The 22,615-nt window shown below is 56.3% G+C and carries 23 protein-coding genes; 10 read left to right on the top strand and 13 right to left on the bottom strand.

Going from position 1 to position 22,615, the window contains the following annotated elements; translation table 11 throughout:
- Nucleotides 1-6 precede the first annotated feature (6 nt).
- From flgC to FMN52_RS00265, 3 genes are all read right to left on the bottom strand, one after another.
- The gene (gene flgC, locus FMN52_RS00275) at nucleotides 7-456 is read right to left on the bottom strand and encodes a flagellar basal body rod protein FlgC (protein ID WP_148606735.1); all 450 of its coding nucleotides are present in this window, start codon (nucleotides 454-456) and stop codon (nucleotides 7-9) included.
- A 34-nt stretch (nucleotides 457-490) separates the two neighbouring features.
- A complete protein-coding gene (flgB, locus tag FMN52_RS00270; RefSeq protein ID WP_104320641.1) occupies nucleotides 491-889 on the bottom strand; it encodes a flagellar basal body rod protein FlgB in 399 nt (132 codons plus the stop codon).
- A 238-nt stretch (nucleotides 890-1,127) separates the two neighbouring features.
- Complete coding sequence (locus FMN52_RS00265) at nucleotides 1,128-1,679, bottom strand: nitroreductase family protein (RefSeq protein ID WP_148606734.1); 552 nt, start codon at nucleotides 1,677-1,679, stop codon at nucleotides 1,128-1,130.
- Between the two features lie 154 nt (nucleotides 1,680-1,833).
- Between FMN52_RS00265 and FMN52_RS00260 the strand changes: the two genes are divergently transcribed.
- Both FMN52_RS00260 and FMN52_RS00255 read left to right on the top strand, forming a co-directional pair.
- Nucleotides 1,834-2,145, top strand: coding sequence for an Mpo1-like protein (locus FMN52_RS00260; protein ID WP_148606733.1), 312 nt, complete (start codon nucleotides 1,834-1,836; stop codon nucleotides 2,143-2,145).
- Nucleotide 2,146: 1 nt separating this feature from the next.
- A complete protein-coding gene (locus FMN52_RS00255; RefSeq protein WP_148606732.1) occupies nucleotides 2,147-3,586 on the top strand; it encodes an adenylate/guanylate cyclase domain-containing protein in 1,440 nt (479 codons plus the stop codon).
- Nucleotides 3,587-3,616: 30 nt separating this feature from the next.
- On the opposite strand, the gene queF is transcribed toward FMN52_RS00255, so the two are convergent.
- From queF to FMN52_RS00240, 3 genes are read right to left on the bottom strand one after another with little or no spacing between them, the layout of a single operon-like run.
- A complete protein-coding gene (queF, locus tag FMN52_RS00250; protein WP_148606731.1) occupies nucleotides 3,617-4,435 on the bottom strand; it encodes an NADPH-dependent 7-cyano-7-deazaguanine reductase QueF in 819 nt (272 codons plus the stop codon).
- Nucleotides 4,436-4,449: 14 nt separating this feature from the next.
- Nucleotides 4,450-5,223, bottom strand: a complete 774-nt coding sequence (locus FMN52_RS00245) for an ABC transporter permease (RefSeq protein ID WP_148606730.1) — start codon at nucleotides 5,221-5,223, stop codon at nucleotides 4,450-4,452.
- Nucleotides 5,220-6,170: an ABC transporter ATP-binding protein gene (locus tag FMN52_RS00240; protein ID WP_148606729.1), complete on the bottom strand. Its 951-nt coding sequence runs from the start codon at nucleotides 6,168-6,170 to the stop codon at nucleotides 5,220-5,222. Before FMN52_RS00240 ends, FMN52_RS00245 begins: the two co-directional genes overlap by 4 nt.
- A gap of 261 nt (nucleotides 6,171-6,431) precedes the next feature.
- On the opposite strand from FMN52_RS00240, the gene FMN52_RS00235 reads away from it, so the two are divergent.
- The gene (locus FMN52_RS00235) at nucleotides 6,432-7,547 is read left to right on the top strand and encodes an organic solvent ABC transporter permease (RefSeq protein ID WP_148606728.1); all 1,116 of its coding nucleotides are present in this window, start codon (nucleotides 6,432-6,434) and stop codon (nucleotides 7,545-7,547) included.
- Here the strand turns inward: FMN52_RS00235 and FMN52_RS00230 are convergent.
- The 3 genes from FMN52_RS00230 to FMN52_RS00220 all read right to left on the bottom strand — a co-directional run bounded on the left by FMN52_RS00230 (nucleotide 7,537) and on the right by FMN52_RS00220 (nucleotide 9,963).
- Complete coding sequence (locus FMN52_RS00230) at nucleotides 7,537-8,844, bottom strand: HD-GYP domain-containing protein (RefSeq protein WP_148606727.1); 1,308 nt, start codon at nucleotides 8,842-8,844, stop codon at nucleotides 7,537-7,539. The genes FMN52_RS00235 and FMN52_RS00230 overlap by 11 nt on opposite strands.
- A 176-nt stretch (nucleotides 8,845-9,020) precedes the next feature.
- Entirely contained in the window at nucleotides 9,021-9,611 is a 591-nt protein-coding gene (locus FMN52_RS00225; RefSeq protein ID WP_148606726.1) for a hypothetical protein, read from the bottom strand.
- Between the two features lie 73 nt (nucleotides 9,612-9,684).
- Nucleotides 9,685-9,963, bottom strand: coding sequence for a PilZ domain-containing protein (locus FMN52_RS00220; RefSeq protein WP_148606725.1), 279 nt, complete (start codon nucleotides 9,961-9,963; stop codon nucleotides 9,685-9,687).
- Nucleotides 9,964-10,150: 187 nt separating this feature from the next.
- Between FMN52_RS00220 and FMN52_RS00215 the strand changes: the two genes are divergently transcribed.
- Both FMN52_RS00215 and FMN52_RS00210 read left to right on the top strand, forming a co-directional pair.
- The gene (locus FMN52_RS00215; RefSeq protein ID WP_148606724.1) at nucleotides 10,151-11,167 is read left to right on the top strand and encodes a Fe(3+) ABC transporter substrate-binding protein; all 1,017 of its coding nucleotides are present in this window, start codon (nucleotides 10,151-10,153) and stop codon (nucleotides 11,165-11,167) included.
- A 156-nt stretch (nucleotides 11,168-11,323) separates the two neighbouring features.
- A complete protein-coding gene (locus FMN52_RS00210; RefSeq protein WP_148606723.1) occupies nucleotides 11,324-13,012 on the top strand; it encodes an iron ABC transporter permease in 1,689 nt (562 codons plus the stop codon).
- Between the two features lie 5 nt (nucleotides 13,013-13,017).
- Here the strand turns inward: FMN52_RS00210 and FMN52_RS00205 are convergent, their stop codons facing one another.
- Nucleotides 13,018-13,503: a thioesterase domain-containing protein gene (locus tag FMN52_RS00205; RefSeq protein ID WP_148606722.1), complete on the bottom strand. Its 486-nt coding sequence runs from the start codon at nucleotides 13,501-13,503 to the stop codon at nucleotides 13,018-13,020.
- 133 nt (nucleotides 13,504-13,636) lie between these two features.
- Nucleotides 13,637-15,304, bottom strand: coding sequence for an AMP-binding protein (locus tag FMN52_RS00200; RefSeq protein ID WP_148606721.1), 1,668 nt, complete (start codon nucleotides 15,302-15,304; stop codon nucleotides 13,637-13,639).
- A gap of 241 nt (nucleotides 15,305-15,545) precedes the next feature.
- On the opposite strand from FMN52_RS00200, the gene FMN52_RS00195 reads away from it, so the two are divergent.
- From FMN52_RS00195 to FMN52_RS00185, 3 genes are all read left to right on the top strand, one after another.
- The gene (locus FMN52_RS00195; RefSeq protein WP_148606720.1) at nucleotides 15,546-16,520 is read left to right on the top strand and encodes an ABC transporter substrate-binding protein; all 975 of its coding nucleotides are present in this window, start codon (nucleotides 15,546-15,548) and stop codon (nucleotides 16,518-16,520) included.
- 64 nt (nucleotides 16,521-16,584) lie between these two features.
- Complete coding sequence (locus FMN52_RS00190; RefSeq protein WP_148606719.1) at nucleotides 16,585-17,487, top strand: ABC transporter permease; 903 nt, start codon at nucleotides 16,585-16,587, stop codon at nucleotides 17,485-17,487.
- Nucleotides 17,488-17,496: 9 nt separating this feature from the next.
- The gene (locus FMN52_RS00185) at nucleotides 17,497-18,291 is read left to right on the top strand and encodes an ABC transporter ATP-binding protein (RefSeq protein WP_148606718.1); all 795 of its coding nucleotides are present in this window, start codon (nucleotides 17,497-17,499) and stop codon (nucleotides 18,289-18,291) included.
- A gap of 58 nt (nucleotides 18,292-18,349) precedes the next feature.
- Here the strand turns inward: FMN52_RS00185 and FMN52_RS00180 are convergent, their stop codons facing one another.
- Nucleotides 18,350-19,159 (bottom strand): DUF6160 family protein, encoded by an 810-nt coding sequence (locus FMN52_RS00180; protein ID WP_148606717.1) that lies wholly within the window; start codon nucleotides 19,157-19,159, stop codon nucleotides 18,350-18,352.
- A gap of 448 nt (nucleotides 19,160-19,607) precedes the next feature.
- Between FMN52_RS00180 and FMN52_RS00175 the strand changes: the two genes are divergently transcribed.
- Complete coding sequence (locus FMN52_RS00175; protein WP_148606716.1) at nucleotides 19,608-21,746, top strand: adenosylcobalamin-dependent ribonucleoside-diphosphate reductase; 2,139 nt, start codon at nucleotides 19,608-19,610, stop codon at nucleotides 21,744-21,746.
- Nucleotides 21,747-21,773: 27 nt separating this feature from the next.
- Entirely contained in the window at nucleotides 21,774-22,472 is a 699-nt protein-coding gene (locus FMN52_RS00170) for an NrdJb (RefSeq protein ID WP_148606715.1), read from the top strand.
- Between the two features lie 48 nt (nucleotides 22,473-22,520).
- Here FMN52_RS00170 and FMN52_RS00165 read toward each other — a convergent pair.
- On the bottom strand, nucleotides 22,521-22,615 hold a 95-nt coding region (locus tag FMN52_RS00165; protein WP_148606714.1), incomplete at its 5' end, for an integrase core domain-containing protein.

The raw sequence follows: 22,615 nt of genomic DNA, 5'->3' as shown, positions 1-22,615 counted from the left end.
ACCCTGTTACTGCTGACCAAGAGTCAGAATGCGCTGCATCATGGACTTGGCTGTATTCATGACATCCACATTCATCTGGAAACTTCTGGACGACGACATCATGTCCGCCATCTCTTCAACCACATTTACATTGGGGTAGAAGACATTACCGTCCTCGTTGGCCGCCGGATGATGTGGCTCGTAACGCATCTGCAACTCGGCATCACTTTCAACGATACCTTCAACCCTGACACCGGCACCCGGGCCTTCATCCGCGGCCATCGGCAAACCGCTCTGCCCCGGATTCATCAGGGACTGCTGAATGGCCGAGAAAACCGGCTTCCTGGCCCGATAGGTTTCACCCGTGCTGGAACTCGCTGTCTCCGCATTGGCGATGTTGGACGCGGTTGTGTTCAGCCGCAGTGATTGCGCGGTCATGCCGGAACCGGCGATATCAAAAATGCTGCCCAGTGACATGAAAACTCTCCTTCGCTAACCCTGTGACTGCGGCTTACTCGCCTTTAATGGCTTTGGTCAAACCGCTGAACTTGCTGTTCAGAAACTGGAAACTGGCCTGGAAATCCATGGCGTTGCGCATGAAGCGGGTCTGCTCCTGCTGGGCGTCCACGGTATTGCCGTCAACCGACGGCTGGTGAGGTACCCGATACATCAGATCGCTTTCCGAGGCCGAGAGGGAGGTATCCATGTGCGCATCATGCGTCTTCGCCATCTGGAATCCGCTGACCTGCTCCTGAGCCTTCTGCATCATCGCTTGAAAATCCAGGTCGCGGGCTTTGAATCCCGGGGTATCAGCGTTCGCCAAGTTGTTTGCCAGAACTTCGGCACGCTTAACCCGCGCTTCAACCGCGTGTTGGTGAATGCCCAGAGCCGAATCGAACGTAATTGCCATGTTGCCTCCCGAAAACTGCACCAGTATGCCGACCTGTTTTGCCGGCTGTGCTCTTTGACAGGACTAAAGCAAGCTGGATGCCAGAATTCAGGTGAGGTGTAATTTTCTCAGGAAAGCCAGTATTGGCGGGCCCTGGCCGGTGATTAATTAATGGTGAGGGCAAAGCAAGTAAGGAACGGTCAGGAAAAAGCGGCAAGCTGCTTCCCCCGGCGCGGACCGGGGGCGTTCAGTCAGGAGCTCAAGGCCAATGACGCACGAACTCATCAACCTCCGGCCTGGGAACAGCCGGTTTGGAAGCGGAGACTGTTCCGGTGTAGAGAAAGCCGACGATCTGCTCATGCTCTTCCAACCCAAGACCCGCGTGAACTGAGGAGTGATAAGCGACAGCGCCGGTCCTCCACATCACGCCGTAACCGGCGTCCTGAAGCGCCAGCTCAACGAAACTCATGCCGGCTGCGGCCGACATCAATTGCTCGATTTCAGGTACTTTGGGATGCGTTCTCGGCGACGCAATACCGACAATCACCATTGGCGCGCGAAGAGGGGCACGCCTGAGTTTCTCGATCTCTTTCTCGTCGCTGTTGTTGGCGCAGGTGGAGGCAAACAATTCGCCCAGAGCCTCCAGCCCTTCGCCTTCCACAACAAGGTAACGCCAAGGCCTCAGAAGGGCGTGATCAGGCGCGCGGGCGGCACAGGAGAAAGCCCGGTCGAGGGCTGCCGGGTCGGGCGCGGGTGCCTCTAGCCTGGGTTCTGACGAACGGTTGAGGAGGAAATCGGTAACTGTTGTCATATTTGCTCGCTGTCTGATGGCTATCTAGATGTGGTACGAGCACAATTCCTGGCTGTGAATTGTGGCTTGTACGTAATGCTGTTAACCTTTAGTCGTAGTCGGGTCTACCAACAATTATAAATGACGCGGTCGTACAACGGTGAGTGGCAACACAATGAGCAACCAGCAAACCTTCAACAACTTTTCGGAATTCTATCCTTACTACCTTGAAGAGCACAGCGACGTCACCTGTCGCCGCCTGCACTTTGCCGGCAGCCTGCTGGTTCTGGTCGTAGCTGCGTGGGCACTGACTTCAGGCAAGCTTTTCTGGCTTCTGGCCTTGCCGGTCATCGGCTATGGTTTTGCCTGGGTGGGTCATTTCAAGTTTGAGAAAAACCGCCCCGCCACCTTCAAGTACCCACTGTACAGCCTGATGGGCGACTGGGTCATGTTCCGCGACATGCTCGTTGGCAGGATCCGTTTCTGAAATGATGAGTGCCCCGGCAGATCTGCGCAATGCCAGCAGCTCCGCTGGCAGGTCCCTGGCGTCTGAGGCGGCGGGCAGCCCGATTGCGATTCCGCCAATGCCCGACTACAACGGCCGGTTGCTGGCCTACACCTCAACTGCCGCGATTATTGTAACCGGTGTTCTGCAGGGCGCATTTCCCCAATGGCTATTATGGCTTGTGGCTGGCGCCCTCACCTGGCCACACGTTGCACACGCCCTGACCCGCCGAACGTTCCTGAGAAATTCTCCACGTATCCGCCAGAAAATGCTGATTTTCGATTGCGTTGTCGGCGGCGCGTTTATTGGCTGCATCGGGCTGATCGTCATCCCCTCCCTGGCAGTCGCCCTGATGCTGATGTTCAGCTGCCTGATTGTCGGAGGCATCCGCCAGTGGCTTATGGGCACCGTTTTCATGGCCGCCGCCATTGCTGGCTCTGTCGCTATCCTTGGCCCAGCAGACGGGCCACATTCGCCCCTGCTCACCAGCATTGTGTCGATTCTCTCGACCGGCATATATATTTGCGTCACCGCCTATTATTCCCACCAACAGGCACGTGCGTTAATGCTGGCAAAAACCCAGATCCAGAACCAGCGGGAGCAGTCCATCGCACTGTCCCACAAGCTGTCAAAATACCTCTCGCCCCAGGTTTGGCAGTCCATCTTTACGGGCGAGCGGGACGTTCGGCTGGAAACACAGCGCAAGAAGCTGGCGGTGTTCTTCTCGGACATCAAGGGCTTCACCGAACTGTCCGAGGAAATGGAACCCGAGGCCCTGACCGAGTTGCTGAACCACTACTTCAACGAGATGTCGGAAGTCGCTCTGAAGTATGGCGGCACCATCGACAAATTCGTCGGCGATTCCATCATGGTGTTCTTTGGCGACCCGACCAGCCGAGGCCAACGCGAGGACGCGTTTGCCTGCGTCTCCATGGCCATCGAAATGCGCAAACACATGAAGATCATGCGCCAGAAATGGCGCAGCCAGGGCATCAAGACCCCGCTTGAAATTCGAATGGGGATCAGTACCGGCTATACAACCGTCGGCAACTTTGGCGCTGAGAACCGGATGGATTACACCATTATCGGCAAGGAAGTGAATCTCGCCAGCCGGCTCGAATCTCTGGCTGAGCCAGGTGAAATCCTGGTCTCCTACGAGACCTTCTCGCTGATCAAGGACAAGATCATGTGCCGGGACAAAGGCGAAATTACCGTAAAAGGCTTCGGCAAGCCGGTGCCGATCTATGAAGTGGTAGATTTCCGGCGCGATATGGGCCCCAACCGCAGTTTCCTGGAGCACGAGCACAGTGGCTTCGCCATGTATCTGGATTCAGACAAGATCACTGAGAAGGAACGCCAGGCCATCCTGACCGCCCTGGAAGACGCCGCCGACCGTCTGCGACGGGAAGAGGATGTTTCCTGAGGCGCGTCCCTGCGCTCATGTCGATCCCTATTACTGACGGATCAGTCGCGGCCCGGCATCCTTACCGGTTTCTGTGCTTCGCCAGGGGTTGATATCCAGCCCGCCCCGCCGTGTATACCGGGCAATCACTGTTAGTGACTCCGGGTTGCATCGGCCCATCAGATCGGTAAACACCGTTTCCACACAATGCTCGTGGAAATCCTGTTTCTGCCGGAAGCTCACCACATAACGCAGCAAGCCAGCCCGGTCGATTTTCGGGCCAGTGTAGCTTACCAACAGGGTGGCCCAGTCCGGTTGGCCCGTCACCGGGCAGTTGCTCTTGAGCAGATGGGAACATAACTGCTCAGTCACCACCTCACCACCGACATTGAGAACGTCGGGGGAGTACTCATACACCACATCGCTTACCGGTTCATCATCAATCAATTCGAACCCCTCAGGACGGCCTATCGCTTCCCCAGATTCGTCCACGCTTAACAGGTTGACCTGTACCGCACCGCCGCAAGCACTCGACAGATCTTGGGTAATCGCCCCCACAACCTGCTCCCGGGAGGAGTAAACAGCCTGGTTCAGCGAGTTGAGGTACAGCTTTAGCGATTTGGACTCGATGATCGAAGGCGAAGCCGCCGGAAAAACAATCTCCGCCCAGGCCACCTCCGGCACACCATTTGGCCGCAACCAGGAGATTTCCCAGGCCTGCCAAAGGTCTTCACCAAACCATGGCCAACGGCCGTCCTCCAGCCCAAGGCGGCGACGATTCTCCTCTCTCGCCACGGGGAACAGCAGGCCTGGGTCGTAGCTGTCCGGGTAATCGCTTGTCTTGCCAAGCGGCGCGTCATTGAGTGCCATAGGTGTTCCTGAAATCAGTGGCGAATGCCTTTACCACGCTCCAGCATCCTGAGAGCGATGAATGCCAGCACGGAGATGAAAACCAGAATCATACCAAGAGAAACAAACGGATTAACGTCTGACACACCCAGAATCCCGTACCGGAAGCCGTTGACCATATACAGGATGGGGTTGGCCATGGATACGCCCTGCCAAAACCCTGGCAGCAAATCGATGCTATAGAACACCCCGCCCAGATAGGTCAGGGGTGTCAGTACGAACGTGGGCACGATTGAGATGTCATCAAACTTGGTTGCCAGCATGGCGTTAATGAACCCGCCCAGTGCAAACAGTGCGGAAGTCAGAAATACCGTAAGAACCATCATAGGCAGGTTGTGGATCGACAACCGGGTAAACGCCAGTGACAGCAGCGTGACAATCAGCCCGATACCAAGCCCCCGGGCCATGCCACCGGTCACGTAACCGGCCAGGATCACCCAGTTCGGCACTGGTGACACCAGAAGCTCCTCAATACTGCGTTGGAACTTCATGGAGAAAAACGAGGACACCACGTTAGCGTAGGAACTGGTGATTACCGCCATCATGATCAGCCCAGGAACAATAAACGACATATAGTCGAAGCCGCCCATTTCCCCGATGCGGGAGCCGATGAGGTTGCCGAAAATAATGAAATACAGGGTCATGGTGACCGCCGGCGGCAGCAGGGTCTGCGCCCAGATACGGGTAAACCGGCGTATCTCCCGAACAACGATGGTACTGAAGGCTGTGAACAGGGCCTGTGGAGTCATGCTGCACCCTCCACGGCCTTGGCGGATTCCGAGGCGTTCTCTTCAACCATGCGAATGAACAACTCCTCCAGCCGGTTGGCCTTGGTTCTCATGCTGACCACCTTGATACCCAGCCGCTCAAGCTCCACAAACACCTGGTTAAGCACCTGGCCTTTCTGGACTTCCACCTCCAGGGCGCCTTCCCCATCCAGGCGAGTCGGGAACCCATTCAACTCGGGCGCAGTATCGAGGGCTTCCTCGGTATCCAGCACAAAAGTCTCCAGGCTCAGCTGCTGTAGCAAGGCTTTCTTGCTGGTGTGCTTGAGGATCTTGCCATGGTCGATAATGGCAATGTTGCGGCAAAGAGCTTCCGCTTCCTCAAGGTAATGAGTCGTCAGGATGATAGTGGTGCCCTGGCGATTCATCTCCTCCAGGAAGGTCCACATGGAGCGACGAAGCTCGATATCCACACCCGCGGTCGGCTCATCCAGAATCAGCAGTTTCGGCTCGTGGACCAGGGCGCGGGCGATCATCAAACGCCGCTTCATGCCGCCGGACAACATTCGGGCCGGAGTGTCGCGCTTGTCCCAGAGACCGAGCTTCTTAAGATATTTTTCGGCCGACGCCGAGGCCTGCTTCAACGGAATGCCATAGTAGCCGGCCTGGGTGGTGACGATATCAAAGACTTTCTCGAACTGGTTGAAGTTGAACTCCTGCGGCACCACGCCGAGGTTAAGCTTCGCATCTGAGAGATGGGTATCGGTATCGTATCCAAACACCCGCACTTTCCCTGCTGTCTTGTTCACCAGCGAGCAAACGATACCCAGGGTGGTCGATTTACCGGCCCCGTTGGGTCCCAGCAAGGCAAAGAAATCCCCCTCGGCGACGTGAAGATCAATCCCCTTGAGAGCCCGAAACCCGTCACCGTAGGTTTTGGTGAGGCTCTCAATTTCCAGTGCATTGGTCATAAATCATCCCGATTCGGTGAAAAATGGCAATGAACGGCCCCAGCCGCCAGCCAGAATTTAGAATGCTATTTATTGTGACAAAGCCGCTGATTTCAAGGCCCTTATCGGCCGGAGGTGTCTCCGAGCCAATAACGGAAACTGCGACAGGAATCCCGATATGAGGCAAACCCGGCCCCTATAATGCGGTTACAACAATTTACAAAAGGGGCTGCCGCACCCTGGGTGCGGGCGCGCTGAATTGAAGGGAATGTACGACTAATCATGAGATCCGTTCACCGCATCCAACTGACGTTTACACTGCTGGGCGCCCTCGCCCTCTCTGGCTGCCTGGATGACGACGGCGGTTCCGGCGACGACACCAGCGCCGGCCAGCTCAACTTCAACGGCTTTAAAGGCCTCGCCTACCAGACCGCCAGTCAATCGGGCACCACCAATGCTGCGGGAGAGTTCCGCTACTACCCCGGCGAAACCCTTACGTTCCGTGTTGGAAATCTGCCCTTGGTCAGCGGTGTGCCAGCCCGGAAATACGTGACCCTGCTCGAATTCTTCGAAACCACCCGAACGGGGCTGCAAACGCCGATGGTGGATGATGAAGGCCTGAGCACCCATACGCTTACCGAGCAACAGATTCTGGAAAACACAACTCTGATGAACCTGTCCCGATTCCTGATGCTTCTGAACTGGAGCCAGAATGTGGCCGAAGGGGAAGGAATCGATATCCGCGAGCGGGTTATTGCACAGCTGAATACCGCCCTTCCTAACCTGACAGCACCGATTGATTTCAGTGCTAGCGAATCGGAGTTCGCTTCGACGGATCCCGTATCCCCGGCCAACCAACTCCTGGCCGCCATCTGCTTTTACCCGGAAGACGACGAACTGTGTGAGGAGCCGCCGACCCAGGAGCAAATAGACAACGCGCCTCCACGACCGGAAAATGACGAAGATCGCGATCCGGATATTGAATACAGTGAAGACCTGCAGGCCAAAAAGGACCGGATCGAAAATGCCGTGCGTACCATGGAAGACATCGACTCGGAAGATGCCCAGACCTATCTCACGCGGGAACTCAAGGCCATCAGTACAACCGTCGCGAACCGTTATTTCCTGGATGAGGATGTAGCCAGCCATCCGGCCACTGATACAGCTCTGAAGCAGGTTGCGGTTCGAAAGATCGGGGGCGGACTCTCCCTGGCGGAGCTGGAAGCAATCAGCACCCGCCCGCAGGATGTCCAGATAAATTCAGCCGATTGGCAGAGCGGAGAAGTGGCGTATTTTGTGGCCGGCCCCTCCGGCGGAGAATCCGAGCTGCTGCTCAGTTTCCGTCCGGAGGAAACCTATCGGTGGGTTCGCAAACAGCTGCGAGTGATTATCCGCTGATCAGGCGGGACAGACTCCAGCGGGACTCCACACCGGTTACATCGTAATAGGCTGGATCCAGACCTTCCGTGCCATGGGGTAGGCAATCTCGAATCCGAACCATTTCTGCCGCTTCCTTTCCTTCGTTGTACCGCGCCAGATCAATGATCTTGGCGGTTTTCAACGGCCTGGAAGCAGCATCGGTCATAACCATGACCCGGGGCCACAGCCGGCGCTCAGGAGAATGGGAAACCACGATGCCACGCTGGCCATCGGTCAGCTCAACGAGACTACCGGTCGGGTAGATACCAATTGCCTGAATGAAATTCTCCACCAGGTCTTCCTGAAACTCGATGTTACGCATCTCGTAGAGCAGCGTCACCGCTTTCGCTGGCGTCATGGGCTCGGTATGAGAGCGTGGCGCAATCAGCGATTCGAAAAACTCCGCGATGCCCGCAACTTTGGCGAGCAAAGGAATGCGATCCCCCCGGACCCCTTCCGGAAACCCGGAACCGTTATGACGCTCGCGATGCCCCTGAACCACACTGAGCACTGCACGTGACAGCCCCACGTTCTCCAGCATAGAGACACCACGGCTGACATAACCACGGTAGGTCAGATACTCCTCGGCGCTCAATTGACCTTCCCGGGCCAGCAACTCGGGCGACAGCGTCGTCTTGCCAACCTGTGACAGCAAACATCCCAATCCAAGGTGGTTGAGAAGGCCTTCATTCAAACCCAGGTGACGACCACACACCAGCGCCCAGACTGACGTGTTCAAGGCATGCCGGTAGAGGTAATTATCGTGAGCCCGTGTCCGACTGAGCCACAATAACGCATCTGGCTGCCGAACAACGCTGCTTACCATCTTGCTGGTGATCGCGGCGATCGGCCTGAGGTCGGGCACGCCGTCGGCACGGAGTGTCTCGAAAAGCTGGTCCAGCGCCACCTCCACATCGTCAAGCAGGCGTTTGGACGTTTTCATTTCTTTTTTGAGGCTTGTAACGGTTTCGTAGGCTACCGGTTCCCGAATACTCAGTGGTGGCAATTGAAGCTTCTCTCGCCCGCCACCGCGCCTATTCAGCGTCTTGCCGAAGACCGGCTTGCTACCGCCTTTGACCTCATCCGATTCCCGGGCTTCCGCCACATCGACCATAACCCACTTACAATGGGAAACCAGTGCACGAACGTCATCCTGAGAACGGATATGAAAACCCTGAATTGGGAACGGGGTCTGGTGCCATGGCCTGTCGAGATCAGACACGAACATGCCCACTTCCAGATCATGTACTGCGACTTTTTTCTGTTGGACACCCACGGGCCACCTCACAAAACAAACTTTTCGATAGCTACCATTCTGACCGAACCGCCGGAAGACACAATTACATTATCGTATCGTCAGGTAACCCAAACGCGACAAAGCGTAACGCTAATCTTCAACGGGAAACAAAATGTAGCAACGTGATGGGAGTCACATATCAACGTCAAAAAGTGTCACTCTGCGTCACATACGGATTCATCAAATTCAGGCAACCGGGCGCGCATCGAACCCCGTGGCGCCTTGCGCACATAGACGGTATAGGGCACCGATGAAGCCCTCAAGTAATCCAGATTCAAAGCATCGTCACCCTGCCGCTCTGTGACATCCGCGGGGGTGCAGGAAACCAGCAACTCCAGCTTGCTGTCCACGGCGGCGATACGCGCCTCTGGATCCGCCGGATGAATGGACATGCAGCGGGTCGTGTCGGTTGCCGGCTGGCCAGTTCGTGCATCAATATCCTTGCCCGGTTCGCCGCAGGCGCGAATGCCCTCACCGCAGCCACCGCCAGCGTCGTCATCACGAAGGCGCCAGACACGCTCGCTGCATTGGGTTTCCAGTTTCACCGAGGTTGCTTTATCACTGGCCAGCCACCAACCGGGATATTCAGCGCTCTGCCAGGACAAACGCACGTGCCTCGGCTCACCTGACGAATTCTCCGCCGGAAACATCGCAAAATGGGAATAATAGCTGGCACAACCTGACGTAAACAGCAGCAGGCTTGCAATAAGTGGCTTGTAGGTTCTTGATAATGCTGAAAAGATCATCTGGCTGGCGAATCCTTGACGGCGATTGAGTTGACCCTGCCATTATCCATGGCAGGCGCCGCCAATCCGCCTATCAGTCACCAATTTGATCAAACTGGAGACCATACCCGTCATTAGTTTTGCGAACGACCACCATTTCAAGCACAGGTGCCGGAACAGGCAGGCCCTGCACCTGCACGGTGACCTTATCGCCAAGGTTTGGTGCAAAAGGCTCCGTGTCGACAACAACGAAAACACCGCCATCGGAGATATCGCGGGTCGAGAACACGAATTCTCCCAGCTCCTCGTGAACCACCTTTACTTTCGCACTCATGGCAGTGCGCATGTGCTCTCTTCGATCGTTCCCAGCCATCTGAGGTTTCCACTACTTTTTGCATAGTTTTTATAGGTTTCCGAAGCATAACACCATTTTCAGAAAAATATGCCAACGGAGATATTGACTAAACATTTAATAGAAATGAGAATGGTTGGCGTTTTTAAACGCCTGCAAATCTCACTGCAGGCAAATCATTACCGGGAATAACTGAAAGGATGGGACTATGCGAATGAAACTGGCTGCAACCGCCGCAATCGCCCTTACTGCCATGCCGATGGCCGCCTCCGCAGACGGAGAGGTCAACATCTACTCATACCGTCAGGCCTACCTGCTTGAGCCATTGTTGAATGCATTCGAGCAGGAAACCGGCATCCAGAGCAATGTGGTTTTTGCCAAGAAAGGTCTGGCTGAACGTCTGGAACGTGAAGGTCGCAACAGCCCGGCGGATGTGGTCATGACCGTGGATATCTCCCGCCTCAACGAACTGGTAGAGCGCGACCTGGTTCAGGCCCTGGATAACGACACCCTGGAAGAAAACATTCCTGAAAACCTGCGCCATCCGGATGGCAAGTGGTACGCACTGACCACACGCGGCCGACTGATTTTCGTCTCCAAGGACCGTGTTGATGAGGGTGAAATCACGACCTACGAGCAACTGGCGGACGACAAATGGGAGAACCGGATCTGCACCCGCAGTGGCAAGCATCCGTACAACATCGCACTGTTCTCATCCATGATCGCTCACCACGGCGAGGCCGAGACCGAGAAATGGCTGGAAGGCCTGAAGGACAACCTGGCTCGCAAGCCGCAAGGTGGCGACCGCGACCAGATCAAGGCTATCGCTGAAGGTGTGTGTGACATCTCCATCGGTAACAGCTACTACTACGGCAATATGCTTCAGGACGAGAACCAGCGCCCGATTGCCGAGCAGGTTCGCCTGGTATTCCCGAACGCCGAAGGCCGCGGTACCCACGTGAACATCAGCGGTATTTCCCTGACCAAGAGCGCGCCCAACCGCGAGAACGCCATCAAACTGATGGAATTCCTGTCCTCACCAGAAGCACAGCGCATCTATGCCGAGGCAAATACCGAGTACCCGGCAAACCCGGACGTACAGCCTTCCGGGATGGTTGCCGAATGGGGAGAGATCAACCCGGACGACCTTTCACTGCAGGAAATTGCCAACAACCGCAATGCCGCAGTCAAGCTGGTTGACCGAGTCGATTACGACGGCGAGTAATCAGCATTGGTGAGGGTGGTTATCGCCACCCTCACCCTCGCTCGGCACGCGAGTGTCCGAACCATGGATGACACCAGTCATTGCAGGCTTCAGGCCAGGTGACTACAATCTCCAACCTTCAATCGGAAAGACCCCACATCCATACATAGGAACACTATGAGCGAGGCGGCAACCAGCGTTAACCCCGGGCTATCACAGCCCCTGCTGGCAAAGCGCACCTCCCCGAGATGGATGATCAGCGCCCTGCTGACCACGGCCATTGTTGTTCTTCCGGTTTTCTCAGTGATTTTCCTGGCGTTTTTTCCGGAAGAGAATATCTGGCCTCATCTGATCGAGACGACTCTCCCTCGTTATCTGACAACAACCATCCAGCTAATGATTGGCGTTGGCGCACTAACTCTTGTCATCGGGCTTGCCTCGGCGTGGGCGGTCACCATGTGCGAGTTTCCCGGCCGCAAATTCTTTGAATGGGCCATGCTTCTGCCTTTTGCGGTGCCCGCGTACGTCATTGCCTATGTATACACCAGCCTCCTGGACTACGCAGGGCCGGTCCAGGGCGCGCTCAGGGACCTGTTCGGCTGGAGCAGTGCCGCCGATTACTGGTTCCCGGAAATCCGCAGCCTTGAGGGCGCCACGCTGATGATTGGGTTGGTCTTGTATCCTTATGTTTACCTGCTGGCCCGGGCCGCCTTCCTTGAGCAGTCCCCTTCACTCTTCGCCGTAAGTCGCAGTCTCGGCCACTCGGCGCTGAGCACCTTCTTCAAGGTGGTTCTGCCCATCGCCCGTCCGGCGGTTGCTGTCGGTCTCTCGTTGGTACTGATGGAAACCCTGAACGATTTCGGCACCGTGGATTTCTTTGCGGTTCAGACCCTAACCGCCGGCCTGTTTGATACCTGGATGAACCTGGGCAACCTCGGCGGCGCGGCTCAAATAGCCACCACAATGCTGATCTTCGTGGTGATCCTGGTTACCCTGGAACGCTATTCCCGAAGACGCCAGCAACAGTTCGCAGCGCGGGACAACCGTGAGCCGATCCAGCGCTTCACCATGTCTTTCCCGCGCCAGATGATTTGCGTAGCTGTTTGCGCTTTGCCGGTGCTGTTCGGTTTTGTGATTCCCGGGGCGACCCTTGGGCTCTACGCGTGGGAATACTTCGGTGAAAGCTGGAACCCGGATTTTGTCCGCAACACCTTCAACAGCCTGTTCCTCTCTGGCACGGCAGCCCTCACCACTCTGCTGATCGGTGTCACGCTCGCCTACAGCCGCCGCCTGCACAACACTCGCAAAATGCAGGTACTGATGCGTCTTTCCAGCCTGGGATATGCCATGCCCGGGGCAGTGCTCGCCGTTGGCGTGATTGTGCCGTTGGCGGGTTTTGACAACTGGCTGGACAGCCTGATGCGGGATATTTTTGGCGTCAGTACCGGGCTGTTACTCAGCGGCTCGGCCTTTGCCCTGATATTTGCCTATACCGTGCGATTCCTGGCGGTTTCCGCCGGCAGTGTGGAAAGTGCATTGCAGAAGATTACGCCCAGCATGGATATGGCCTCGCGATCCCTCGGCCACAGCCCCGGCAAAACCCTGGTTCGGGTTCATCTGCCCATGCTGAGGGGCACCCTGGTTACGGCAGCATTGGTCGTGTTCGTGGATTGCATGAAGGAATTGCCGGCCACGCTCATTCTCAGGCCGTTCAACTTCGAGACACTGGCCACCTACGTGTACCAGTTCGCATCTGACGAGCGCCTTTACCACAGCGCCCTGCCCGCCCTGATAATTGTCCTGGCAGGCATCATTCCGATCATCCTGATGAGCCGCTCAATCTCGAACAGCCGCTCAATTGCCTGACAGGGTCAGAACGTTACCCTGGATTTCACATCCTGAACGACGAATCGGCCCTGGAACACGGCCACAGGGTCGCCTTCCGGCATTGCGGTCGGTTGTCCGCAGAACACTTCAGCGGTCAGATCAAGTCGACCCTTGCCATGCCTTGCCAGGCTTTTGCGAAAACGTTCCGGTATTTCGTCACCTGGCAAGCGGCAGACCACATAGAAATCAGAGGCGACGGGCTCAAGATAGTCTATATTTCCACTCTGAACGACCACACTGCCCTTTAGCCCAAGATCCCACAGCGCCAATTCAGTCAGCCCCCAGGCCGCAGTTACTGCGGCCGAGTAGACACTGCCCCCGAATCCGGTGCCCTGATGGTTACTGTTGGGCTCAAGAGGTGCACTAAGTAACAATGAATGGCCATCCCAGGAATGCAATTGAATTCCCAGCGCCCGAGAAAGGGGAATCTCGTCCTGGATACGTTTCTGGAAAAGGGACAACTGGCTCATAACATCCTCCTGATATCTTTCCAGTTTAGGCTTGCTTCCTCCTTTTCCCTATGCGACTTACGTCGGTTTTTTTCCACGACAAAAAAAGCCCGGCAGAGCCGGGCCAGAACATCTTCACCTGTAATCGAAAGCGTTACTGCCAGATAACCTTCTGACGCTGCGCGTACCAGTTGTCCACCTTCTCCTGGTAAGCGTCCTCAACCACGTTACGCTTGAGCTTCATCGTGGGCGTGAGGAAGCTGTTCTCGATGGACCATTCGTCGCTCACCACCGTGATAAATGCCAGCTGTTCGTGGGGATCCACGGTCTTGTTCACATCGGCAATCAGCTTTTTGAAGCTCTCCTCGATCTCCTTCCGGAACGCCTCATCTGCCATTTTCGGCCGGGACTCCTCGGCCAGCATCACCAGGGCGTGGGGCTGGGTCTGATTGGCACCGGAGACACACACCATCTCGATCGCATCATGGGACATCAGGCGGTTCTCGATGGGCGCAGGCGCAATATACTTGCCCTTGCTGGTCTTGAAGATTTCCTTGATGCGACCCGTGATCTTGAGCCGGCCCATCTCATCAATCTCACCCTTGTCGCCGGTCTTCAGGAAGCCATCGTCGGTAAAGGTTTCCCGGGTTTTCTCCTCATCCTTGTAGTAGCCCATCATGGTGGCCGGGCTCTTGATCTGAATCTCACCCTCCGGGCTGATACGGGTTTCAACCCCCGGCGCAGACTCACCGACGTAACCTGTTCTTGATCGCCCTGGCTTGCTCATATGGGAATAGGCAAAGTTTTCAGACATGCCATAGCCTTCCAGCAACTCAAGGCCAAGGTTGCGGTACCAGTCCAGAACGTCGCTCGCCAGAGGGGCCGAGCCACTACCTGCCAGCTTGACCTTGTCAAGGCCAAGGCCCTTGAGGATTTTCTTCTTGATCAGTTTGTTGACCACCGGGATCTTCAGCAGACGGTCCAGCTTCTTCTTCGGCAGCTTCTGGAGCACACCGTGCTGGAATTTCACCCACAGGCGCGGTACCGAGAGGAACAGCGTTGGCTGGGCCCGCCGCAAATCTTCCACGAAGGTGTCCAGAGATTCCGCAAAATATAGATGGAACCCGGCATAAAGCGATGCCAACTCAACAAAGGTACGCTCGAACACGTGAGCCAGCGGCAAGTACGACAACATGCGCTCTTCCGATCCCACACCCAGAACTTCCATGCCCCCCTCGGCCGCATAGGCCATGTTGTAAAAGCTGAGCATGACGCCCTTGGGTTTACCGGTGCTGCCGGAGGTGTAAACGATGGTGGCCAGTTCGTCGGCATCACGCTGAACGTTTTCTTCCAGAGGCGGATACTTGGCTACGATATCGTCCCAGGTTTCGAAATCATTGGGCGGGCTCAGCGGGAAGGAAATGCAACGCACGGATTCCGGCACGCCCGGTTTCATCATGTCCCAGTCGTCCAGCTTGCCGACAAACACCACTTCACACTCGGCATGGTTGAGGATGTACTTCACGGTGTCGGCGTTGAGGGTGGGATACAGCGGAACGGAAATGTGGCCAGCCATCCAGATGGCCCAATCGGTCATGATCCAGTGGGCGCAGTTTTTGGAAATCAGGCCGATGCGGCTCTTTTCGGGGAGGTTCAGGGACTTCAGGTAAGACGCCATGCGCCTTGCCTCATCCACCGCCCGGCCCCAGGTATACTCCACCGTTTTACCGCCCCCGATGGGCTGAGTCATATAGACAGAGTTCGCCTTGGCCTTCTCCCAGTGATAGACCATATCCAGGGGAAGTTTATTTGTTGTGTCCATGGACCTTCCTTGCAGTTCGTTCTTCGAGTTATGGATGACTTATTATTAGACTTTCGTAGGGTATTTCAACATAGTATGAGCCGTCAAAACGTGACACAAGCAAAATAATTTCCAATTGCATCTATCGCAACCACAGCGCCACTTCCGGCAACATCCCCTACCCCTCAAACCCCTTGCCTGTGGTAAACTTGCGCCCCTTCAGATTTGCAACATACCAGTTAACCTACCCGGAGATGGGCATATGGCCAAGACACCCCTGCGCACCCTGCTCGGTGCCACACTGCTGGCGCTGGCATCCCTCGTTCAAGCACAGGAACCCCGCGTTGTAGCCATCACACAGATTGTGGAGCACCCGGCACTGGACGCCGTCTACCAGGGCATTAAAGACGAACTCGCCGAGCGCGGCTTCAAAGAAGGCGACAACCTGACAGTGATGCACGAAAGTGCCCAGGGCAATTCCGCCATCGCTTCACAGATCGCCCGCAAATTTGTTGGCGAGAGCCCCGACGTGATCGTGGCGATTGCCACCCCGTCTGCCCAAACCGTCGCTGCCGCAGCCCGCAATACACCGGTGATCTTTTCGGCTGTAACCGACCCACTTGGCGCCAAGCTGGTCAGCAATCTCGAAGCACCCGGCGCCAACATCACGGGCGTAAGCGACATGCTGCCCATCGACAAACACCTGGATATGCTTCAGCGCGTGATGCCCGATGCCAAGCGCATTGGCACCGTCTACAACCCGGGCGAAGCCAACGCCGTCTCCCTGGTGGAACTGCTGGAAGAGCGCCTCGCCGCTCGCGGTCTTGAACTGGTAAAAGGTGCCGCCACCAAAACCTCCGAGGTTCTTGGTGCCGCCCGCTCCCTGGTTGGTAAAGCCGATGCCATCTACCTGACCACTGACAACACCGTCATCAGCGCCGTCGAAGCGGTCATCTCTGTTGGTGAGCGTGCCAGCATTCCGGTATTTGCTGCGGACACCGCCACCGTTGAGCGCGGCGCTGTCGCTGCACTGGGCTTCGACTACTACGACCATGGCCGCCAGACCGGCGTGATGGTTGCCCGGGTACTTAACGGCGAGCAACCTGGTGACATGGCTGTTGAGACCATGGAAAAACTGGACCTTTTCGTGAACCCGGCTGCCGCAGAGCGAATGGGTATCACCTTGTCTGATGAGGTAATCGCGGACGCCGAGCAGGTTGTCGACAGCGCCAAGTAACCCCCTGAACCCCGCGGGCGGCCCTCACGAGGGGCTGCCCGTTTATCATTGGTGATACCCGACCATGCTGAGTAACATCGCCCTTTATGGTGCCATCGAGACCGGCCTGATCTACGGCCTGGTTGCCTTCGGCATCTATCTCTCTTTCCGGGTGCTTGATTTCCCGGACCTCACGGTAGACGGCAGCTTTCCCCTCGGTGCTGCTGTAGCGGCCGTACTGATCATAGACGGCTGGAACCCATGGCTGGCAACCGGTTGCGCGGTAATGGCTGGCATGGCCGCCGGCGCAGTAACCGCTCTGCTGAATGTAAAACTCAACATTCTGAACCTGCTGGCCTCAATACTGACCATGATTGCGCTTTATTCGGTGAACCTGCGCATCATGGGACGCCCGAACGTGGCCCTGCTGACCGAAGAAACCGTGTTGACCCCCTGGTATGACCTCGATCTGGCCTTCCACCAGGTACCGGTACTTTTATTTATTATCGTCGTCTTTGTGGCGCTCATCCTGCTGTGGCGGTTCATGAAATCCGAGACCGGCCTGGCCATGCGGGCCACCGGCGCCAACGCCAGAATGGCCCGGGCCCAGGGCATCGCCACCGGCGCCATGATTGTTCTCGGCGTTGCCGTTTCCAACGGCCTGGTTGGCCTCGCCGGCGCACTTTTCGCGCAGAGCCAAGGTGCTGCAGACGTTACTATGGGGGTGGGCGTGATCGTGATTGGCCTCGCCTCACTTATTGGCGGTGAAGCGGTGGTTACGCCCTCTTCCGTCGTGCGCGCCCTGATCGCCTGCGTGGTGGGCGCCATCATGTACCGGCTGGCCATTGCCTTTGCCCTGAACGCCGATTTCCTCGGCCTGCAGGCTCAGGATCTCAACCTGATTACCGCGGTTCTGGTCACACTCGCCATTGTTCTGCCCGGCGTGCGCTCATCCATTGCCGCCAAACTTTCCCGCAATAAGGCCTGAGGAGGCGACATGATCAGTGCAACCGATCTCCGGCTCACCTTTGGCAAAGGTACACCGCTGGAAAACCCCGCACTCCGGGGCATGAGCCTGACCGTCAACCAGGGCGAGTTCGTTACCGTGATTGGCAGCAACGGCGCGGGCAAATCCACCTTTCTGAACGCCCTGGCCGGCGAGGTTCTGGTGGACAGCGGCCAGATCATCGTGGACAACCTGGACGTCACCAAACTGCCCACCCATAAACGGGCGGGCCGGGTTGCCCGGGTATTCCAGGATCCGCTTGCCGGCACCTGCGAGGGCCTGAGCATTGAGGAAAACCTCGCCCTGGCCATCAAGCGTGGCCAGCGCCGGGGCCTGACAAGCGCCGTTAAAAGGCAGTACATGGAGCAGTTCACGGACAGCCTTTCGTCCCTGAACCTGGGCCTGGAAAAGCGTCTTGGCGACAAGATGGGCCTGCTGTCCGGCGGCCAACGCCAGGCCGTGAGTCTTTTGATGGCAAGTCTTACGCCCTCAAGCATCCTGCTGCTGGACGAACACACCGCCGCACTGGACCCGAAAACCGCTGCGTTTGTGCTGGAACTCACCACCAAGATCATAGAGGAGCAGAAGCTCACCGCACTGATGGTGACCCACAGCATGAAGCAGGCGCTGGAAGTCGGCAGCCGGACTGTAATGCTGCACCAGGGCCAGGTGGTATTTGATATCGAAGGCAAGGACCGCGAAGGCCTGGAAGTGAAGGATCTGCTCGGCTTGTTTGAAAAACAGCGCGGGTTGGAAGTGGACGACGACAGCCTGTTGCTGGGCTAGCGCACCAAAACAAAGAACGGGGCCATAATCGGCTCCGTTCTTTGTTTGCGTGAGGCCCTCAATGCCCGTAGATACGCATGGCGGTATTGGTAATCGCCAGGTTATCCAGTGCTACTGAGCCAATAGACGTGCCGCCTATCAGTACACCGCCGATTCTCATATCAGCTTCAAATGTGTCCAGATCCACAGCAAGTACTTCAGTGCCAGCCGCATTGGCTGCTTTGTAGATATCCATATCCACATTCGCAAATACCCTCAACGGTTGTGGCGCAGACAGATCATAATCGGCGCCAGTTAGCTGAAGGTCACGAATTCCGAGAGCCAGGAATGGCACATCAAAATCCAGATCATCTATCGCAATATCCGTCAGCAAGTTGAGCTTGTCGGTTGCGGTATCAATCCGGATGGTGCCGGAGCCAATAAGCATGTCCATATTGAAGTTATCAAGGATGGTCGTGCTGCCTCCAGTGCCCGTCAGGTTCCAGGCTCCAGTCCGCACCCGGAGGTCCACTGCGTTGAAGCTGATTGGCAGGAGGTTGATGATGGCATCACCATCCTGGGCGATATCAATGTTGATCCGAATGTTATCCAGCCGGTCAGTCGCTTGCCCATTAAGGTTAAGGTTCATCTCTGAGAACATATCAGTCCGATTCGCACCGCCCACGGAGATATCGTTGATCTCAAGCGAACCCTCATCGGTATAGATGAAGCGATCAATGTTCAGTTTGGTTTCCAGCTCAATGGTCACACCGGCCTGGCCGGTAATCATGCCCATTGCCGAATCATCCAGCATCTGGATCTCGGCTACGGCTGCAGGTGGAACACCCGCAACGCAGAGCGCTAGCAAGGTAGGTTTCAGGCCTTTCATTGTTATTTCCTTGTTTTTGGTCTTTTTCACATCCTGTGGGCCACTGCAGTTTTCGACACCACGTCCATACTTTAGCGACACGTTCAAACCGGGTACGTGCAGGGGTCACAAATCATGTGACTACCTGAACTGCCTAGGCCTGATCAATTTTTAAACCACAACATGTAGTGGTTTTGAACCTTTAGCCCCAAACCGCTGTTTTAGAAAAAATTTCCCGGATTCAAGCCAATTTTGATTGATTTTCTTTGCCCCGAAGCGTCTATCAATAGTTGCGTTCTTGTTCACAGAACACTATATCCTGTTATACTCGTTTCAGATTCAACCCATATATAGTGGTTAAAAAGAAAACAGGCCCAAGGCCAAACAGACGATTCTCAAGGGGTATGGCGCCGCCGGTACAAGGACTGGTGCCATCAAAAGAAGACATACCGGAAGACAGAGGGTGGAAATGAACGCTAAGGCACAGGCAGTGGTAACGACAATTCCGATGCAGGAAGCCTCGATCGACATCTGGCACAGCAAATACCAGCTGAAAACCAAGACCGGCGATCCCGTAGACAAGGACATCAACGCAACCTACGAACGTGTTGCCAAAGCCCTGGCCGAGGTGGAAAACAAATCCGTACGCACCCAGCACATGAAGAACTTCATCTGGGCCCTGCAGAACGGCGCTATTCCCGCCGGCCGGATTACTTCCAATGCCGGTGCCGAAGCGCACAAGCCGGCAACCTCTACCATTAACTGCACCGTTTCCGGCACCGTTCAGGATTCCATGAACGACATCCTGGAAAAGAACCACGAAGCCGGCCTTACCCTCAAGGCAGGTTGTGGTATCGGTTATGAATTCTCCACCCTGCGTCCGAAAGGCGCTTACGTCGCCGGCGCCGGCGCAACCACCTCCGGCCCGCTGTCGTTCATGGATATCTTCGATCGCATGTGCTTCACCGTGTCCTCTGCCGGTGGCCGCCGTGGCGCCCAGATGGCGACCTTTGATGTTCATCATCCGGATGTGATCGACTTCATCCAGGCCAAGCGCGAAGACGGCCGCCTGCGCCAGTTCAACCTCTCATTGCTGATCACCGAAGACTTTATCGAAGCCGTGCGTAACGACGACGACTGGCACCTCTCCTTCCCTGTTACCCAGAAGGAAGTGGAAGACGAGGAGCTGGACCTGAGCGACGAAAGCCAGTTTGTCTACCGTGATTTCCCGGAACAGAAAGGCTACGTGGTAAACGGTGAGGGCAAAGTCGCCTGCCGCATCTACCGCACCCTGAAAGCCCAGTTCATCTGGGACACCATCATGACCAGCACCTACGACTATGCCGAGCCAGGATTTATCCTGATCGACAAGGTCAACCAGATGAACAACAACTGGTTCTGCGAAGACATCCGTGCAACCAACCCCTGCGGTGAGCAGCCCCTGCCCCCTTACGGCAGCTGCCTGCTGGGCTCTGTGAACCTGACCATGTTCGTGGACTACCCGTTCACCGACAAGGCCAGCTTCAACTACGAGAAGTACCGCAAGGTGGTGGGTATCTTCACCCGCATGCTGGACAACGTGGTTGAGATCAACGGCCTGCCGCTGGCCGAACAGCGCCACGAAATCACCTACAAGCGCCGCCACGGTATGGGCATCCTGGGCCTGGGTTCCACCCTCGCCATGCTGCGCATGCCTTACGGTTCCGCAGAATCCGTACAGTTCACCGAAGAAGTCGTTCGTGAGATGGCAGTTGAAGGCTGGCGCCAGTCCCTCGCCCTGGCCGAGGAAAAAGGTGTTGCGCCGATCATGGACGATGAGTTCGAGATTACCCCGAAAATGCTCACCAAGTGCCCGCAGCTGTCTGAAGACGGCTACAAACTGGGCGACAAGTTGAAAGGCCGCATCCTGCACGCCAAGTACAGCAAGTACATGCAGGAAATTGCCAAGGTAGAGCCGAAACTGGTGGAAGAACTGGCCGAGAAAGGTGGTCGCTTCACCCACCACACGTCCATCGCGCCGACCGGCACCATCAGCCTGTCACTGGCCAACAACGCCAGTAATGGCATTGAGCCGAGCTTCTCGCACCACTACGCGCGTAACATCATCCGCGAAGGCCGGAAGACAAAAGAGAAGGTCGACGTATTCTCCTTCGAGCTGCTCGCATACCGTCACATGGTGAACCCGGGCGCCATGCCATTCTCTGAAGAGGAAGACAAGAAACTGCCAGCCTACTTCACCACCTCAGATGACGTAACGCCGTCGCAGCACGTGGACATCCAGGCCGCCGCCCAGAAGTGGGTAGATTCCTCGATTTCCAAAACCGCGAACGTTCCAACAGACTTCGCCTATCAGGACTTCAAGGACATTTACCTGTACGCCTACGATATGGGCCTGAAGGGTTGCACCACCTTCCGCTTCAACCCGGAAGCCTTCCAGGGCGTACTGGTTAAGGAAAAAGACCTCGAGAACACAATGTACGAGTTCACCCTGGACGATGGCAGCAAGGTCACCCTCAAGGGCAACGAGCAGGTAGAGTACGACGGCGAAATCCACAACGCCGCTAACCTGTTTGACGCGCTTAAAGAAGGCACCTACGGCAAATACTGATCCGGGAACCGACACAGGACAACGAACATGACAGTTAAAATCAGCAACAAAATCGTCGGCTACCGCGTTAAAAAAGCCGACCCAGAAGCAGCCGCCGAACACCAGGCACCGGTGCATGCGGAAACCAAACCCGTTCAGATGAACGAATACATCGAACGGCCGGACTTTCTGCTGGGCACCACCTACAAGATCAAGCCGCCGGTGGCCGAGCATGCGATGTACATCACCATCAACGACATCCTGCTCAACGAAGGCACCGACCACGAGAGCCGGCAGCCGTATGAAGTGTTCATCAACTCCAAGTCGATGGAACACTTCCAGTGGGTCATCGCCCTCACCCGCGTTATCTCTGCGGTATTCCGCAAGGGTGGCGACGTAACCTTCCTGGTGGAAGAGCTGCGCAGCGTGTATGACCCCAACGGCGGCTACTTCAAGAAAGGTGGCGTGTTCATGCCTTCCCTGGTCGCTGAAATCGGCGCCGTGATCGAGAAGCACCTGAAGGCCATCGGCCTGCTGGAAAGCGAGGAAATGAGCGAAACCACCAAGCGCATCCTCGCCGAAAAGCGCGCCGAGTTCGAAGCCAGCCACACCACGGCCACGAACGACGACAAGGCCAGCGACTTCCCGCCCAACGCCACCATGTGCGGCAAGTGCAGCACCAAGGCGGTGATTGTGATGGATGGGTGTGCGACTTGCCTCTCTTGCGGCGACAGCAAGTGTGGTTGAGGTGATTTAACGTTGATGTCTAGTCCTGAAATAGGTTTACACCTACTTCTATCGAAACGCCCGGTGCACCGCATCGGGCGTTTTGTATTTGAGGGCCAGATGTGGCCGTCTTGTGTTATAGGTCTGCACGGACTGATCAACCA

Origin of the sequence: Marinobacter sp. BW6, from assembly GCF_008107725.1 — a bacterium.
Classification (GTDB): domain Bacteria; phylum Pseudomonadota; class Gammaproteobacteria; order Pseudomonadales; family Oleiphilaceae; genus Marinobacter.
Note: the sequence above shows the minus strand (reverse complement) of the source record. Positions and strands in the feature narration are given on the sequence as shown.

Excerpts from the sequence above, each read along its gene's own strand:
- FMN52_RS00170 (WP_148606715.1), top strand. The coding sequence starts at position 21,774 with ATGACAGTTAAAATCAGCAACAAAATCGTCGGCTACCGCGTTAAAAAA.
- flgC (WP_148606735.1), bottom strand. The coding sequence starts at position 456 with ATGTCACTGGGCAGCATTTTTGATATCGCCGGTTCCGGCATGACCGCG.
- FMN52_RS00215 (WP_148606724.1), top strand. The coding sequence starts at position 10,151 with ATGCGAATGAAACTGGCTGCAACCGCCGCAATCGCCCTTACTGCCATG.
- FMN52_RS00180 (WP_148606717.1), bottom strand. The coding sequence starts at position 19,159 with ATGAAAGGCCTGAAACCTACCTTGCTAGCGCTCTGCGTTGCGGGTGTT.
- queF (WP_148606731.1), bottom strand. The coding sequence starts at position 4,435 with ATGGCACTCAATGACGCGCCGCTTGGCAAGACAAGCGATTACCCGGAC.
- FMN52_RS00190 (WP_148606719.1), top strand. The coding sequence starts at position 16,585 with ATGCTGAGTAACATCGCCCTTTATGGTGCCATCGAGACCGGCCTGATC.
- FMN52_RS00240 (WP_148606729.1), bottom strand. The coding sequence starts at position 6,170 with ATGACCAATGCACTGGAAATTGAGAGCCTCACCAAAACCTACGGTGAC.
- FMN52_RS00210 (WP_148606723.1), top strand. The coding sequence starts at position 11,324 with ATGAGCGAGGCGGCAACCAGCGTTAACCCCGGGCTATCACAGCCCCTG.
- FMN52_RS00220 (WP_148606725.1), bottom strand. The coding sequence starts at position 9,963 with ATGGCTGGGAACGATCGAAGAGAGCACATGCGCACTGCCATGAGTGCG.
- FMN52_RS00260 (WP_148606733.1), top strand. The coding sequence starts at position 1,834 with ATGAGCAACCAGCAAACCTTCAACAACTTTTCGGAATTCTATCCTTAC.
- FMN52_RS00255 (WP_148606732.1), top strand. The coding sequence starts at position 2,147 with ATGATGAGTGCCCCGGCAGATCTGCGCAATGCCAGCAGCTCCGCTGGC.
- FMN52_RS00245 (WP_148606730.1), bottom strand. The coding sequence starts at position 5,223 with ATGACTCCACAGGCCCTGTTCACAGCCTTCAGTACCATCGTTGTTCGG.
- FMN52_RS00200 (WP_148606721.1), bottom strand. The coding sequence starts at position 15,304 with ATGGACACAACAAATAAACTTCCCCTGGATATGGTCTATCACTGGGAG.
- FMN52_RS00195 (WP_148606720.1), top strand. The coding sequence starts at position 15,546 with ATGGCCAAGACACCCCTGCGCACCCTGCTCGGTGCCACACTGCTGGCG.
- FMN52_RS00265 (WP_148606734.1), bottom strand. The coding sequence starts at position 1,679 with ATGACAACAGTTACCGATTTCCTCCTCAACCGTTCGTCAGAACCCAGG.
- FMN52_RS00225 (WP_148606726.1), bottom strand. The coding sequence starts at position 9,611 with ATGATCTTTTCAGCATTATCAAGAACCTACAAGCCACTTATTGCAAGC.
- FMN52_RS00205 (WP_148606722.1), bottom strand. The coding sequence starts at position 13,503 with ATGAGCCAGTTGTCCCTTTTCCAGAAACGTATCCAGGACGAGATTCCC.
- flgB (WP_104320641.1), bottom strand. The coding sequence starts at position 889 with ATGGCAATTACGTTCGATTCGGCTCTGGGCATTCACCAACACGCGGTT.
- FMN52_RS00185 (WP_148606718.1), top strand. The coding sequence starts at position 17,497 with ATGATCAGTGCAACCGATCTCCGGCTCACCTTTGGCAAAGGTACACCG.
- FMN52_RS00175 (WP_148606716.1), top strand. The coding sequence starts at position 19,608 with ATGAACGCTAAGGCACAGGCAGTGGTAACGACAATTCCGATGCAGGAA.
- FMN52_RS00235 (WP_148606728.1), top strand. The coding sequence starts at position 6,432 with ATGAGATCCGTTCACCGCATCCAACTGACGTTTACACTGCTGGGCGCC.